Here is a 14,326-nt window from a genome sequence, read left to right as displayed (position 1 = left end):
CCCGGGCTCCGGCCCGGTCTCAAGCCGGTGTCATTCGGGCTTGACGCCGGCGTCACGGATGACCGCGCTCCAGCGCGTCATCTCGGCCTTGATCCGGCTGCCGGCCTGCGCCGGCGTGGTCCAGGCGGCGATCGCGCCTTGCTTGAGCAGGGCGGCCTTCACTTCGGGCTCGGCCAGGATCTTCTTCAGGTCGGCGCTGAGGCGGTTGATCACCGGCGCCGGCGTGCCGGCCGGGGCGACGATGCCGAACATCGAGCTGACCTCGAAGTCCTTCAGGCCGGCTTCGGCCGCGGTGGGCACGTCGGGCAGCGTGCTGACCCGCTCGCCGCTGGTCACCGCCAGCGCGCGGATCTTGCCGCTCTTGATGAAGGACTGCGCCGCCGGCACCGTTTCCACCATGCTCAGCACCTGCCCGCCCATCAGATCGGTCATGGCCGGACCGCTGCCCTTGTACGGCACGTGCAGCATGTCGGCGCCGGTCATGCGCTTGAACAGCTCGCCGGCCAGGTGCTGCGGCGAGCCGTTGCCGGCCGAGCCGAAGGTGAGGCTGCCGGGCTTGGCCTTGGCCAGCTCGACCAGTTGCGCCAGCGTGTTGGCCTTGACCGAGGGATTGACCACGAACACCAGCGGCACCGTGCCGACGATGGCGACCGGCGCGAAGCTCTTCTCCAGGTCGTAGGGCACGCGGCTCTTGTACAGGGCGGCGTTGATGGCGTGGCTGGTCAGGGCCCCCATCAGCAAGGTGTAGCCGTCGGCCGGCGACTTGGCCACCAGTTCGGCACCGATATTGCCCGCCGCGCCGGCGCGGTTGTCCACCACCACCTGCTGGCCGAGCGCGGTGGTGAGTTGCTGCGCCAGCGTGCGGCCGATGACGTCGGTGGCGCCGCCGGGCGGGTAGGGCACCACCAGGCGGATCGGCTTGTTGGGATAGTCGGACGCGGCGGCGGGGGCCGGCGCCAGCAGCAGGCCGGCGCACGCGGCCAGCGTGGACACGAGCAGGGCGCGCCGCGCACCCGGGCGCGCGCGGCCGTGCCTGCGCAAGAGGCTGGACATGAAGGTCTCCTGTGCCGGGCTGATTGGATTCGAAGGGAAGGACGGCGGCGTGGGACCGCCGTGCCGATGCCGCCCGGCTCAGCATCGGGACGTAGTGTATGAGGCACCTCTTGATAGAAGAATCAGAATCTTTCTATCGACTGATCTTGTATTTCAATCAATAAACCGAGGCCGTTGCCGGGCTTGCGCACGCGCAGCCACGCAGGCTATGCTCTCGCCCGAGATTATCAATAATATTATTGGAGATCACGGATGTCTTCGTCCGACCGTCCCCCCGTCCCTCCGGCTTCATCCCAGGATTCATCGCAAGAGAGTGGTGGATCACAGCCATCGGCGGAGGGCCTGGCCAAGGGGCTGACCAACTACGGCGATACCGGCTTCTCGCTGTTCCTGCGCAAGGCCTTCATCAAGGGCGCCGGCTACACCGACGACGCCTTGTCGCGGCCGGTGATCGGCATCGTCAACACCGGCAGCAGCTACAACCCCTGCCACGGCAACGCACCGCAGCTGGTGGAGGCGGTCAAGCGCGGCGTCATGCTGGCCGGCGGCCTGCCGGTGGACTTCCCGACCATCTCGGTGCACGAGAGCTTTTCGGCGCCCACCAGCATGTACCTGCGCAACCTCATGTCGATGGACACCGAGGAGATGATCCGCGCCCAGCCGATGGACGCGGTGGTGCTGATCGGCGGCTGCGACAAGACCGTGCCGGCCCAGTTGATGGGCGCGGCGTCGGCCGGCGTGCCGGCGATCCAGCTGGTGACCGGCTCGATGCTGACCGGCGCGCACCGCGGCGAGCGCGTCGGCGCCTGTACCGACTGCCGCCGCTACTGGGGCCGTTTCCGTGCCGAGGAGATCGACGGCACCGAGATCGCCGACGTCAACAACCAGCTGGTGGCCAGCGTCGGCACCTGCTCGGTGATGGGCACGGCCAGCACCATGGCGTGCCTGGCCGAAGCCATGGGCATCATGGTGTCGGGCGGCGCCTCGGCGCCCGCGGTCACGGCCGACCGCATCCGCGTGGCCGAGCGCACCGGCACCACCGCGGTGGCGATGGCGGCCGCGCGCCTGACGCCGGACCGCATCCTGACCGGCAAGTCGATCGAGAACGCGCTGCGCGTGCTGCTGGCCATCGGCGGCTCGACCAACGGTATCGTGCACCTGACCGCCATCGCCGGCCGCCTCGGCATCGACATCGACCTGGCCGGCCTGGACCGCATGAGCCGCGAGACACCGGTGCTGGTCGACCTGAAACCTTCGGGCCAGCACTATATGGAGGACTTCCACAAGGCGGGCGGCATGCCGGCGCTGCTGCGCGAGCTGCGGCCCCTGCTGCACCTCGATGCGCTGACCGTGTCGGGCCGCACGCTGGGCGAGGAGCTGGACGCCGCGCCGCCGCCATTCGCCCAGGAGGTCATCCGCAGCCGCGCCGAGCCGATCTACCCGGCCGGCGGCCTGGCGGTGCTGCGCGGCAACCTGGCGCCGGGCGGCGCCATCATCAAGCAGTCGGCGGCCAACCCCGCCCTGATGGAGCACGAGGGGCGAGCGGTCGTGTTCGAGGACGCCGAGGACATGGCGCACCGCATCGACGACGAGGCCCTCGACGTCAAGGCCGAAGACATCCTGGTGCTCAAGCGCATCGGCCCCACCGGCGCGCCGGGCATGCCCGAGGCGGGCTACATGCCGATCCCGAAGAAGCTGGCGCGGGCCGGCGTCAAGGACATGGTGCGCGTGTCGGACGGCCGCATGAGCGGCACCGCGGCCGGCACCATCGTGCTGCACGTGACGCCGGAGGCCGCCATCGGCGGACCGCTCGCCCTGGTGCGCAGCGGCGATCGCATCCGCCTGTCGGTGGCGCGGCGCGAGCTGGCGCTGCTGGTCGACGACGCGGAACTGGCGCGCCGGGCGGCCGAGCAACCGGTGGTGCGCCCGCGCGCCGAGCGCGGCTACCGCAAGCTCTTCCTGGAAACCGTGACGCAGGCCGACCAGGGCGTGGACTTCGACTTCCTGCGGGCCGGCGGCACCGTGGACACGGTGCCGCGCGAGCGCTGAGCAATGGCGGACCAAGCCCTGGACGGTGCACCCGACGCACCCGACGCGTCCGATGCACCCGACGTGCCCGATGCGCTGCAGCGTGCCATCGACGCCCTGGAAGAGGACATCGTCTTCGGGCGCCTGCATCCGCGTGAGCGCCTGGTCGAGGACGACCTGATGGAGCGCTTCGGCCTGAAGCGCCATGTGGTGCGCCAGGCGCTGTCCGCGCTCGAACAGATGGGCGCGGTCGAGCGCCGGCGCAATGTCGGCGCGCTGGTGCGCGCCTTCGAGCCGGAAGAAGTGGTGGAACTGTTCGGCCTGCGCGAGCTGCTGGAAGCACAGGCCGCCGCGCTGATCCCGCTGCCCGTGCCGCCGGTGCGGCTGCAGGCGCTGGTGGCGGTGCAGCGGCGCCATGACGCCGCCGTCGCCGCAGGCGATGCGCACGCGGTCTTCCGCATCAACCAGCAGTTCCATCGCGAGCTGTTTGCACTGGCCGGCAACACCGTGCTGCTGCAGGCCATCGCCGAGTATGCGCGGCGCACCCATCCGATCCGCTTCGGCTCGCTGGCCACCGCTGCCTACCGCGAGCGCGCGCGCCAGGAACACTGGGCCATGATCGACGCGCTGCGCGCGGGACGCCGCGAGGAGCTGGTCGCGTTGTGCCGGCAGCACCTGCAGCCCTCGCGTGACGCCTACCTCGCCGCCCAGCGTGAGCGCGCCGGCGGCGCGCTCACGCGCTGAGCATCTGCCGCGCCGGTGGCCCGTGCCACCGGTGCCGGCCGGGCCGGGCGGGGGCAGGGCGGAAGGTCGCGGCAGCCTGCTAGAATGGGCGTCTGTTTTCCGATCAGACGCACTATGGGTTTCGAACAACTTGCCGCCTTGAAGGCGCAACTCGTGGCACAGGCCAAGCAGAACGCGGCCGCCGCCAAGCCGGCGCAGCAGGGCAAGCCGCCAGCCAAGGCCAAGGCGCGCCCGGATGCCAAGGCACGCCCGGAAGCGAAGGGCCGCCCGGAAGCGAAGGGCCGTCCCGAGGGCAAGGCCAAGGCCGAGCCGGTCGACCCGGTGATCGAAGCGATCCGGCGCCTGCAGAAGCATTTCCCCAAGGCCTTCCCCAAGAAGCCCGAGCCCAAGCTGCCCCTCAAGCTGGGCATCATGCACGACCTCGTGCAGCAGTCCGCCAAGCTGGGCCTGGATGAAGCGCAGATCAAGGAAGCGCTCGCCACCTGGTGCCAGGGCAGCCGCTACTGGACCTGCATGGTGGCCGGCGCGGCACGCGTCGACCTGCAAGGCAACGCGGCCGGCGAAGTGACGGCGGCACAGGCCCAGCGCGCCAAGTGGCTGTCCGCGCGCCGCCCGCGTGGTGGCAAGGGCGGCGGCAAGGGTGGTGAGAACGGCGGCGAGAAGGGCGGCGAGCGTGGCGAGCGCCGCGCGCGCGGCCAGCGTCGCCCGGCCCAGGCGGGCGGCAAGCCGGCCGAAGGCCAGCCGGTGGAAGGCCAGGAAGCCGCGGCTCAGCCCGCGCAAGCCGCACCGGCCGCGCAGCCGCAGACCGAAACGATGCCCGCAGAGCCGGTGGCCGCCGAGTCCGTGGCACCTGTGGCATCTGTGGCAGACGCACCGGTTGCCGCCGCCGGCGAACCGGCTGTCTTCGAGGCCACCTCCACCTCCACCCCCACCTCCACTTCGGCCTGATCGCGCAAGGGCGCCGCAGGCGGCGCTCTTGGCTGTCGCGCGGCACTGCGGCACGGCACCGCCCTTTGCCGCGGCCCCGCCTTTCCTTCTACCGCTGCCCCGGCACGATTCCCTCGTGCCCGCCGGCCGCGCGGCACCCCTCAAGTCAGGATTCCAGCGCCAGGCCGGCCCGCGGCAGGCGGCGCCAGCGCACCGTCGCCAGCAGCGACGCCCCGACGATCAGCGCGCCGCCGGCCCAGCCCGCCGGCGCGATCCGTTCGCCCAGCCACAGGCAGGCGAACAGGGCGCCGAAGGCGGGCTCGCTGCCCATCAGCAGCGCCACGCGGGTGGGCTGGCTGCGCCGGATCGCGTAGTTCTGCGCGAAGAAGGCAAACAAGGTGCAGGCCCCCACCAGGTAGACCACGCTGGCCCAGAAGCCCGCATGCAGGCTTGGCGCCGGTAGCGCCTGCCATTGGGCGGGCACGCCCAGCAGCACCGCCGCGCTGCCCAGCGCGACCACGCCCGACTGCACGGCGGTCAGCAGCAGCGCGGGCGGCACGGGCCGGCCCGCGCGCTCGCGCATCATGCGCTTGGTCACGCAGACAATGACGGCGCGCAGCAGGGCCGCGGCCAGCATCAGCACGTCGCCGGCCTGCAGGCGCAGCGAGCCGCCGGTGAGCAGGGCGGCGCCCAGCAGCGACAGCGCCACGGCTGCCCACTCGCGCCGCGCCGGCATGCGGCCCAGCAGCAGCCACTCGGCGAACGGCGTCAGCACCACGCACAGGCTGATCAGGAAGGCGGCATGGGAGGCCTGGGTCTGCATCACGCCGAAGGTCTCGCACAGGAAGATGGCCAGCAGCAGCACGCCGGTGCCGAGCATGCCGGCCACGGTGCGGCCGTCGCAGTGCCGCAGGTGGCGCAGCGCCGGCAGCAGCAGCGCGGAGGTGAGGCCGAAGCGCAGCGCCAGCAGGCCCAGCACCGGATAGACGGCGAGCGCGTCCTTGACCACGCCGTAGCTGCTGCCCCAGACGGCGGCAACGGTCAGCAGCATCAGGTCGGGCAGCAGGGAGGCGGTGGCGGTTCTGGCGGACATGGCAGGCAGGACGGACAGGGCAGGATCGGAGGACGCGCGATGGCGCGGGAACGTGGCCGGCCGCCGGGCTCAGGTGCGCAGGCGGGCGGACGGAGAGCATTGTCTTGTATTGCATGGATGGTGATAATCCGGTCGTCGTGCAAATCTTTTATGCCTGTCTCGCACAGATCGGCCAGCCCTGCCGGCGCGCGCGCGTCCCTGGCAGGGACGCCGGAAAGCGCATCGACGCATGCATCGGCGCACGCATCGGCGCATACAGCGGCAAAGAATCCGCCAAGGAACCCGCAATGAACCCCAACGAGCTGTTTGCGCTGCTGCCCGACATGGCCGTGTTCGCCCGCGTGGTCGATGCCGGCAATTTCTCGCTGGCGGCGCGCCAGCTCGGCACCACGCCGTCGACGGTCAGCCGGCAGATCAAGCGGCTGGAAGACGCGCTGGCCACGCGCCTGCTGGAGCGCTCGACACGCAAGGTGCGTGTCACCGCCTCGGGCGAGCAGGTCTACCGCCACTGCCGCGAGCTGGTCGGCGCGGCGGCCGGTGCCGTCGATGCGGCCGGCGCCCTGGCGGCGCGGCCGGCCGGGCGCGTCAGCCTGAGCGCGCCGACCGCCTACGCCAAGACCGTGATCCATCCGCTGGTGCCGGATTTCCTGCGCGCCTGTCCCGATGTGGACCTGCGGCTGGTGTTTTCCGATGCCACGCTGGATCCGCTCGACGACGACCTCGACCTGGTGATCCGCCTGACCGACCAGCCGCCACCCGGCCTGGCCGGCCGGCGCCTGGGCCGCGTCGAGTGGGTGCTGTGCGCATCGCGCGCCTATCTCGCCGCGCGCGGCGAGCCGCGCCATCCGCGCGAGCTGGCCGCGCACGACTGCCTGTTCCTGGGCGAGACGGCCGATGACAAGCGCTGGCGCTTCCGCCGCACGGCGCCGGCCGAGGCGGCGGCACCGGTGAGCGTGGAGGTGCGCGGGCGCTATGCCGCCAACCACGCCAGCGCGCGGCTGGAGGCGGCGCAGCAGGGACTGGGCATCGCCAGCCTGCCGGACTTCGCCGCCGCGCAGGCGCTGCAGCGGGGCGAGGTGGTGCGCGTGCTGGCCGACTGGACCCTGGAGGCGCGCGCCTACGTGGGCACGGTCTGGCTGCTGCATCCGCCCAACCGCTTCCTGCCGCCCAAGGTCAGGGCGCTGATCGACTTCCTGGATGCCCGTTTGCGCGCCCCGCGTTGAGCGGCGGCCAGGAGAGAAAGGCAGAGGGGAGAAAGGCCGGGGTGTGCGGCCGGCCCGCGGCGTCCATGGCCGTGCGCCGGCCCGGCTCAGCCGCCGTCCGCCGCGTCGAACGGCAGTTCGGCCTGGATCGGCAGCGCTGCCAGCCCCGCCGCTTCCTCCACCGGCAGCAGCGCGCTGACGCGCACGCCCAGCAGCCGCAGCTTGCGGTCGAGCGGCACGCGGCGCAGGCATTCGGTGGCCGCGCGGCGAATGGCCGCGCCGTCGGCCGAGGGCTCCGGCAGGGTCAGGTCGCGCGTCACCGTGCGGAAATCGTCATAGCGCAGCTTGATGCCGATGGTGCGCCCGACATAGCCCTTGCGCCGCAGGTCGTCCGCCACGCGCAGGCATAGCCCCGTGAAGGCTTCCGACAGCAGCGGGCGGTCGCGGCGCGGGTGCAGGTCGCGTTCGAAGGTGGTCTCGCGGCTGATCGACTTGGGCTCGGAACTGACCACCACGGCCCGCTCGTCGAAGCCCTGCGCCGTCTGCGCCAGCCAGGCGGTGTAGCTGCGGCCGAAATGCTCCTGCAGCAGCCCCAGGTCGGCGCGCGCCAGCTCGCCCACGGTGCCGATGCCCAGCGCGGCCAGCTTCTCGCTCGCCTTGGGCCCGATGCCGTTGACCTTGCGCACCGGCAGCGGCCAGATGCGCAGCGGCACGTCTTCCATGCGCAGCAGCGTCAGTCCGTCCGGCTTGTCCAGCTCGGAGCCGATCTTGGCCAGCAGCTTGTTCGGCGCCACGCAGATCGAGCAGCTCAGGCCGGTGGCTTCGCGCACGGCCTGCTTGATGCGCCCGGCAACCTCGGCGGCCTCGCCCTGCACCGCGCTCAGGTCGATGTAGATCTCGTCGATGCCGCGGTCCTCGATCTGGTCGGTGAAGCGCGCCACCGCCGCCTTGAACAAGCGCGAGTAGTGGCGGTAGGCCTCGAAGTCGGTCGGCAGCAGGATCGCGTCCGGGGCGAGCTGGGCGGCCTTCATCATACCCATGGCGGAGAACACGCCGAAGGCGCGCGCTTCGTAGGTCGAGGTAGTGACCACGCCCCGTCCGACGTAGTCGCGCAGGCGCGCGAAGCGGCGGCTGCCGTCGGCCAGCACCTCCGGCACGGCATTGCGCCCGCCGCCGATCACCACCGGCTGGCCGCGCAGTTCGGGGTAGCGCAGCAGCTCGACCGACGCGTAGAAGGCGTCCATGTCGAGGTGGGCGATGCGGCGGGTGGCGGACAGCATGACGGCTGGGCGGCGAGGCGGGCGGAGGGGTGCGTGGCAGCATGCGGCCACGGCTTCCAGTTGACTGTATGAATATACAGTATATGGGAAATTTCCCCGCTGGACGATAGGACCTGGCCCAACGCCCCGGCGCCCGCGCCGGCCGCGCCGCGCACTCAGCCCTGCCGGCCGATATCGTGGACGATCTGTCCCGCGCTCAGCGTGTTGATCTTCTCGGAGGGGATGTCCATCAGGATGCGGCTGCGTTCCGGCGACAGCAGCACCGTCAGGTGCTGCACCGGGAGCTCCGCGGGATCGTGCAGCAGGCGCACCAGCTTCAGCAGCGGCGCGCCGACTTCGGTGCGCAGCCAGCGGGCACAGCGGGGATCGGCAGCCTGGGCGCTGATTTCCTGCACCACGCGGCCGAACTTCACCCCTTGCGCCATCAGGATCTCGAACAGCGCATGCTTGCGCAGCGCTGCCGCCGAGACCCGCTTGCCCAGCGCGGCCGGCACCCAGGCGTCGGTCAGCATGACCGGCTCGCCCTGCAGGCTGCGCAGGCGCAGGGCATGCACGGCGTGCTCGCCGGGCGCGAGCTGCAGCAGCGCGGCGATATCCGGCGGCGGCTCGGCCTGGGCCACCTCGAGCACCTCGACCTCGGTTTCCAGCGCCGCGCGGCGCAGGCTGTCGATCATGCCCAGGCTGGGACTGCTGCGCCCCGCCGGCGTGCCGGCGCGCACGAAGGTGCCGAGGCCGTGGCGCCGCTCCACCAGCCCGAGCGCGGCGAGGTCGGCCAGCGCGCGCCTTACCGTGATGCGCGAGACGCCGAAGCGCTCGCAGATCGCCTCTTCCTTGGGCAGCGCGCCGGTCTGCGCGTAGACGCCGCGCGAGATCTCGTCGCGCAGCACCAGGAAGAGCTGCCGGTGCAGGGAGGTACCAGGGATGCGGGGCAGCGGGGCGGGCGTTGCGTCAGCGGTGTTGCGGGGCATGGGGTGATGGATCGGTGGCGTCGGGGAGCATAGCACAAGGGTGGCGCGGATCCCTGGCCGCTCCGCCCGGTTCCGGTTGACCTTGCTGGTTAGTTGTTATTAGAATATAAACACATAAACACAGGCGAGAGGCACACGCTGCCCCGGTCCCCCGTCCCGGGGGCATTCGCCTACCCGCAAGAGGAGACCGCCCGCACCATGCACCCCGCCACCTTGTTGCGCCAGCGCCTGCAGGCGCCCGGCATGCTGATCGCGCCGGGCGCCTATGACGCCATCGGCGCGCGCCTGATCGAGCAGGCCGGCTTCGCCGCCGCCTACATGACCGGAGCCGGGACCTCGGCCGCGCGCGGCTTTCCCGATTTCGGCCTGCTGACCCTGAGCGAGATGGTGGAGAACGCCGCGGTGATGGCGCGCGCCATCGCCATCCCGCTGATCGCCGACGCCGATACCGGCTACGGCAACGAACTGAACGTGACGCGCACCGTGCGCGAGTACGAGAGCCGCGGCGTGGCCGGCATCCATATCGAGGACCAGGTCGCGCCCAAGCGCTGCGGCCACCTCGACGGCAAGGAGGTGGTTTCGCGCGAAGCCTTCGTCTCGCTGGTGCGGGCGGCGGCGCAGGCGCGCCGCACGGCGGATTTCGTCATCATCGCGCGCACCGACGCGCGCGCCGTGCTGGGCCTGGACGAGGCCATCTGGCGCGCCAAGGCGGCGCTCGCCGCCGGCGCCGACATGGCCTTCGTCGAAGCCGCGCAGACGCTGGAGGAAGTGGCCGCGGTGCCGGCCCGCGTGCAGGGCCCCTGCCTGCTCAACGTGGTGCCCGGCGGGCGCACGCCGATCTTCGACCTGCGCGAGGCCGAGGCCATGGGCTACAAGCTGGCCATCCTGCCGGGCCTGATGCTGAAGGCCGCGATCGAGGCGGGCGACCGCGCGCTGGCGGAACTGAAGGCGACGCGCAGCGCGCCGCCGGTGTCGGCGGGCGTGGCGCAGACCTTCCGTCGCTTCGGCGCCGACGAGTGGGACGCCCTGCGCCAGCGCTTCAATGCGGGTGCACCGGCGCTCGCCATTGCTCCCGCCACCCCCGGCAGCAGCGACGCCGCGAGGCCGGCATGATCCCGGCCACGCTGTTCGACAAGCTCTGGGATGCGCATGTGGTGCGCGAACTGGGCGACGGCTGGGCGCTGCTGCACATCGACCGCCACCTGCTGCACGACCTGTCCGGCCCGCCGGCGCTGGCAGAGGTGGCGGCGCGCGGCCTGCCGCTGCACGACCCCGCCCTGGTCTTCGCCACGCCCGACCACGCGGTGTCCAGCCAGCCCGGGCGCGACGGCACCACCTACCTGCCCGGCGCGCGGCTGTGGAGCGCGCTGCGCGAGCGCGCGGCCGCGGCCGGCGTGACACTGTTCGATCTCGGCGAGCCCGGCCAGGGCATCGTGCACGTGAGCGGCCCCGAACTCGGCATCGTGCTGCCCGGCCTGACCGTGGTCTGCGGCGACAGCCACACCTGTACCAATGGCGGGGTCGGGGCGCTGGCCTTCGGCGTCGGCTCGTCGGAGAGCACGCATGCGCTGGCCACGCAGACCTTGCGCCTGCAGAAGCCGCGCCGCATGCGTATCCGCTGCGAAGGCGCGCTGGCGCCCGGCGTCAGCGCCAAGGACCTGGCGCTGCACCTGATCGCCCGCTTCGGCGCGGCGGCCGGGGCCGGCCATGCCATCGAGTTCGCCGGCAGCGCCGTGCGCGCGCTGGAGGTGGAGGCACGGCTGACCCTGTGCAACCTGGCGGTCGAGCTGGGCGCGCGCTTCGCGCTGATCGCCCCGGACGAGCGCACCATCGACTGGCTGCGCGGCCGTCCCTATGCGCCGGCCGGCGCCGCGTTCGAGCAGGCGGCGGCGGCATGGCGCACCCTGGCCAGCGACGCCGGCGCGGTCTTCGACCGCGATGAATGCATCGACGCGGCCGAGGTCGTGCCCACCATCACCTGGGGCACCAGCCCGGAGCACGCCATCGCGGTGGACGCGCGCATCCCCGTGCCCGCGGCCGCCGGCGCCGCCGCGCAGGCCTATGCCGACGCGCTCGCCTACATGGGACTGGAGCCCGGCGCGCCGATCGCCGGCACGCCGGTGGACTGGGTCTTCATCGGTTCCTGTGCCAACTCGCGCCTGTCCGACCTGCGCGCCGCCGCCGCGGTGCTGCGCGGGCGCCGCGTCGCGCCCGGCGTCACCGCCTGGGTCGTGCCGGGCTCGGTGGCGGTCAAGGCGGCGGCTGAGGCCGAAGGCCTGCGCGAGGTGTTCGAGTCGGCCGGCTTCAGCTGGCGCGAGCCCGGCTGCAGCATGTGCGTGGCCGCCAACGGCGAGCAGGTGCCGCCGGGACAGCGCTCGGTATCCACCTCCAACCGCAACTTCGTCGGCCGCCAGGGCCCCGGGGCGCGCACCCACCTGGCCAGCCCGGCGATGGCCGCGGCCGCCGCCGTCACCGGCCGCATCACCGATGTCAGGAGCCTTGCATGAGCCTGCAGCCTTTCACCGTGGTCAGCGGCGCCGCCGTGCCGCTGATGCTCGCCAACGTCGATACCGATGTCATCGTCCGCATCGAGCGGCTGACCAGCCTGGCGCGCGACCAGCTCGGCCCCTGGGCGCTGGAGGCCCTGCGCTACCGCGAGGACGGCAGCGAGGACCCGGGCTGCCTGCTCAACCAGGCCGCCTTCCGCGGCGCGCCCATCCTGCTGGCCGGGCCCAACTTCGGCTGCGGCTCGTCGCGCGAGGGCGCGGTGTGGGCGCTGATGGGCATGGGCGTGCGCTGCGTGATCGCGCCGAGCTTCGGCGATATCTTCTACAGCAACTGCTTCCAGAACGGTGTGCTGCCGATCCGCTTGCCGCTGGAAGCCGTGCAGGCCCTGGCCGCGCAGTGCGCCGGCGGCGCACCGCTGCGCGTGGACCTGGAGGCCGCCACGCTGACCGCGCCCGACGGCGTGGCCAGTCCCTTCCCGATCGACGCGCTGCGGCGCCAGGCGCTGCTGCTCGGGCTGGACGACATCGGGCTGACCTTGCAGGACGATCCCGCCATCCGCGCCTGGCAGCAGCAGGACCGCAGCCGCCGGCCCTGGGCCTGGCAGGTGGCAGGGCAGATGGCAGGGCGGGTGGACGGGCAGGTGCCGCCGCCAGCCCCGGCAACGCAGGCGCAGGCGCAGGCGCGGAGCCTGCCATGACGGCGGACATGCGCCATCCCTGGGTACTGCGCTGGATCGGGCTGCTGCTGCGCGGCCGCCATGCCGGCGACGCCACGCTGGCGCAGGCGGACCCGGTGCTGGCGGCGCTGCCGGCAGCCTTGGCGCTGCACAGCGACAGCTTCGCCGCCGGTGCCAGCCTGGCGCTGCGCCACGCCGGCCGGGGCGTGGGCGGCAACCTGTCGCCGGACTTGCGCTGGCGGGCATTGCCGGCCGGTGCCAGCCACTGGTTGCTGCTGGTGGAAGACCCCGACGTGCCGCTGCCGCACGCCATCGCGCACGCGCTGGCCTGGGGCCCGGCGGCGGTGAACGGGCTGCCCGAGGGCGCCCTGGCGCCGGGCCGCGCGCCGCAGGGCGTGGTCCTGGCGCGCAACGGCCTCGGCGGCACCGGCTACGACGGACCGCGCCCGCTGCCCGGCCACGGCCCGCACCGCTATGTGTTCCAGCTGTTCGCGCTGTCGGCGCCGCCGCCGCCCGGGCTGGCGGCGGATGCGCTGCGGCCGTGGCTGCGTGCGCATGCGATGGCGCGCGGCCGGCTCGATGGCGTGTTCCAGCGTGACTGGCGGGCCCGGGCAGTGGGCGCGCCAGCCTGACCGGCGGCGCGATGGACAAGCAGGACAAGCAGGACAAGCAGGATCCACGAGGATCCGACGACAAGACGATGACAGGAGACAAGATGTCGATACAAGACCCGAAGCCGCGCCGGCCGGCGCGACGGCTCGCCCTGGGCGCGGCCGTCGCCGCCCTGCTGGCGGCGCCCGCGCTGGCGAGCGCCGAGGCAGCGCCCGCCGCGCCGTGGAAGCCCCAGCGGCCGGTGACCCTGGTGGTGCCCTATGTCGCGGGTGGCGGCACCGACGCCACCGCCCGGGCCGTCTCGCGCCAGCTCGGCGCGATGTGGGGGCAGCCGGTGGTGGTGGAGAACCTGCCGGGCGCCGACGGCCTGATCGGCACGCGGCGCGTGATGGAGGCCCGTCCCGACGGCTATACGCTGCTGCTGCAGGTGCCGGGCCTGCTGGCGACGCGCTACACGCCCAGCCTCAAGGGTGTCGACCCGCTCGCCCGGCTGGAGCCGGTCAGCGCTGTCTCGCAGTCGCCCGCCGCGGTGGTGGTCAGTGCCAGGCTGCCGGTCAAGACCTTCGGCGAGCTGGTGCGCTACTGCCGCACCGCGCCGCAGTGCTCGCTCGGCACGGGCGAGAACCTGGCGCGGCTGTCCGGCCAGCAGCTTGCCGACGAGGCGGGCCTGCCGCGCCTGGTGATCGTCAACTACCGAGGTACCGGCGCCATCGTCACCGACCTGGTCGCCAACAACGTGAACATGGCTCTCACCAGCATCGCCAGCGCGCTGCCGCACCACCGGGCCGGCACGCTGCGCATCCTGGCCACGCAGGGCGACCGCCGCGCGGCGGCGCTGCCCGATGTGCCGACGACGGCCGAGGCCGGCTATCCGCAGTTCCGCTCGGTGACCTGGTATGGCCTGTTTGCGCCCAAGGGGACGCCGCCCGCCATCACGCAGGGCATCGTCGCGGCGCTGCGCGAAGCGGTCAAGGACGCCGACGTGCGCAAGGCGATCGCCAACGCCGGTGCCGAGCCGGTGGCGAACACGCCGGCCGAGTTCGCCGAGGAAGTGCGGCGCGACAGTGCGCACGTCGCGGAGCTGGTCAAGCACTATCCGCTCGACTGAAGGTCCGCTTGATCGAGCGCTCGATGCAACGCTCGACCGGAACACGTCTGCCGTGCCGGCCCCGGGTCGGGCACGGACGTCGAATCCCGGGTGCGCTCGCCGGCGCACCCGCTCACCCGCTCACCCG

At 72.6% G+C, this 14,326-nt stretch carries 13 protein-coding genes; 9 read left to right on the top strand and 4 right to left on the bottom strand.

What is annotated here, in order from left to right:
* Positions 1–30: 30 nt before the first annotated feature.
* Positions 31–1,053, bottom strand: a complete 1,023-nt coding sequence (locus BKK79_RS35580; RefSeq protein WP_071040193.1) for a tripartite tricarboxylate transporter substrate binding protein — start codon at positions 1,051–1,053, stop codon at positions 31–33.
* A 252-nt stretch (positions 1,054–1,305) separates the two neighbouring features.
* On the opposite strand from BKK79_RS35580, the gene BKK79_RS35575 reads away from it, so the two are divergent.
* From BKK79_RS35575 to BKK79_RS35565, 3 genes are all read left to right on the top strand, one after another.
* Complete coding sequence (locus BKK79_RS35575; RefSeq protein WP_071040192.1) at positions 1,306–3,102, top strand: IlvD/Edd family dehydratase; 1,797 nt, start codon at positions 1,306–1,308, stop codon at positions 3,100–3,102.
* A 3-nt stretch (positions 3,103–3,105) separates the two neighbouring features.
* Positions 3,106–3,825: a GntR family transcriptional regulator gene (locus BKK79_RS35570; protein ID WP_071019125.1), complete on the top strand. Its 720-nt coding sequence runs from the start codon at positions 3,106–3,108 to the stop codon at positions 3,823–3,825.
* A gap of 114 nt (positions 3,826–3,939) precedes the next feature.
* Positions 3,940–4,773 carry a ProQ/FinO family protein gene (locus BKK79_RS35565; RefSeq protein ID WP_071040191.1) on the top strand — a complete coding sequence of 278 codons (834 nt, stop codon included), beginning with the start codon at positions 3,940–3,942 and terminating at the stop codon, positions 4,771–4,773.
* 145 nt (positions 4,774–4,918) lie between these two features.
* Here the strand turns inward: BKK79_RS35565 and BKK79_RS35560 are convergent, their stop codons facing one another.
* Positions 4,919–5,845, bottom strand: a complete 927-nt coding sequence (locus tag BKK79_RS35560) for a DMT family transporter (protein WP_071019129.1) — start codon at positions 5,843–5,845, stop codon at positions 4,919–4,921.
* A gap of 287 nt (positions 5,846–6,132) precedes the next feature.
* Between BKK79_RS35560 and BKK79_RS35555 the strand changes: the two genes are divergently transcribed.
* Positions 6,133–7,068, top strand: coding sequence for a LysR family transcriptional regulator (locus tag BKK79_RS35555; protein WP_071022398.1), 936 nt, complete (start codon positions 6,133–6,135; stop codon positions 7,066–7,068).
* Between the two features lie 86 nt (positions 7,069–7,154).
* On the opposite strand, the gene dinB is transcribed toward BKK79_RS35555, so the two are convergent.
* Entirely contained in the window at positions 7,155–8,327 is a 1,173-nt protein-coding gene (gene dinB / locus BKK79_RS35550) for a DNA polymerase IV (RefSeq protein ID WP_071019130.1), read from the bottom strand.
* Between the two features lie 155 nt (positions 8,328–8,482).
* Positions 8,483–9,295, bottom strand: coding sequence for a GntR family transcriptional regulator (locus BKK79_RS35545; protein ID WP_071040190.1), 813 nt, complete (start codon positions 9,293–9,295; stop codon positions 8,483–8,485).
* 198 nt (positions 9,296–9,493) lie between these two features.
* On the opposite strand from BKK79_RS35545, the gene BKK79_RS35540 reads away from it, so the two are divergent.
* The 5 genes from BKK79_RS35540 (at position 9,494) to BKK79_RS35520 (ending at position 14,199) form a co-directional block, all read left to right on the top strand.
* A complete protein-coding gene (locus BKK79_RS35540; RefSeq protein WP_084085572.1) occupies positions 9,494–10,408 on the top strand; it encodes an isocitrate lyase/PEP mutase family protein in 915 nt (304 codons plus the stop codon).
* The gene (locus tag BKK79_RS35535) at positions 10,405–11,802 is read left to right on the top strand and encodes a 3-isopropylmalate dehydratase large subunit (RefSeq protein ID WP_071040189.1); all 1,398 of its coding nucleotides are present in this window, start codon (positions 10,405–10,407) and stop codon (positions 11,800–11,802) included. Before BKK79_RS35540 ends, BKK79_RS35535 begins: the two co-directional genes overlap by 4 nt.
* Before the next feature lie 2 nt (positions 11,803–11,804).
* On the top strand, positions 11,805–12,500 hold the full coding sequence (gene leuD / locus BKK79_RS35530; protein ID WP_084085715.1) for a 3-isopropylmalate dehydratase small subunit: 696 nt from the start codon (positions 11,805–11,807) through the stop codon (positions 12,498–12,500).
* Positions 12,497–13,111 (top strand): YbhB/YbcL family Raf kinase inhibitor-like protein, encoded by a 615-nt coding sequence (locus BKK79_RS35525; protein WP_083384465.1) that lies wholly within the window; start codon positions 12,497–12,499, stop codon positions 13,109–13,111. Before leuD ends, BKK79_RS35525 begins: the two co-directional genes overlap by 4 nt.
* Positions 13,112–13,194: 83 nt before the next feature.
* Positions 13,195–14,199: a tripartite tricarboxylate transporter substrate binding protein gene (locus BKK79_RS35520; RefSeq protein WP_071019136.1), complete on the top strand. Its 1,005-nt coding sequence runs from the start codon at positions 13,195–13,197 to the stop codon at positions 14,197–14,199.
* Positions 14,200–14,326 lie beyond the last annotated feature (127 nt).

The organism is Cupriavidus sp. USMAA2-4 (assembly GCF_001854305.1).
Taxonomy (GTDB): domain Bacteria; phylum Pseudomonadota; class Gammaproteobacteria; order Burkholderiales; family Burkholderiaceae; genus Cupriavidus; species Cupriavidus malaysiensis.
The sequence above is the reverse complement of the archived record's forward strand: the minus strand, read 5'-3'. Positions and strand labels throughout refer to the sequence as shown.